The organism is Lentzea sp. NBRC 102530, from assembly GCF_030269365.1.
Lineage (GTDB): Bacteria > Actinomycetota > Actinomycetes > Mycobacteriales > Pseudonocardiaceae > Lentzea.
This window is the reverse complement of sequence record NZ_BSTF01000057.1, coordinates 1-459: the sequence shown is the minus strand read 5'-3', so window position 1 is coordinate 459 and position 459 is coordinate 1. Positions and strand designations below refer to the sequence as shown.

The 459-nt window shown below is 66.0% G+C and carries 1 protein-coding gene; it reads right to left on the bottom strand.

The annotated features are described in order from the left end of the window. The coding region (locus QSK25_RS45265) for an alpha-amylase family glycosyl hydrolase (RefSeq protein ID WP_285647891.1) at positions 1-459 on the bottom strand (459 nt) is incomplete at both ends.

The window sequence follows — 459 nt, the reverse complement described above, 5'->3', positions numbered from 1 at the left end:
CAGCTCGAGAAGCCCGCGTTGCGGTCCGGGGTCCACTGCATCGGCGTGCGCACGGCGTCGCGGTCGGCGAGCCAGATGTTGTCGCCCATGCCGATCTCGTCGCCGTAGTACAGCACGGGCGAGCCGGGCAGCGACAGCAGCATCGCGGTGAACAGTTCGTGCTGGTTGCGGTCGTTCTCCAGCAGCGGGGCGAGCCGTCGGCGGATGCCGATGTTCGCCTTCATCCGCGGGTCTTTGGCGTACTCCGAGTACATGTAGTCACGTTCTTCGTCCGTGACCATTTCCAGCGTCAGCTCGTCGTGGTTGCGCAGGAAGATGCCCCACTGCGCGTTCTCCGGGATCGACGGCGTCTGCGCCAGGATCTCCGAGATCGGGAACCGCGACTCGCGCCGCACCGCCATGAAGATGCGCGGCATCAACGGGAAGTGGAACGCCATGTGGCACTCGTCGCCACCGACC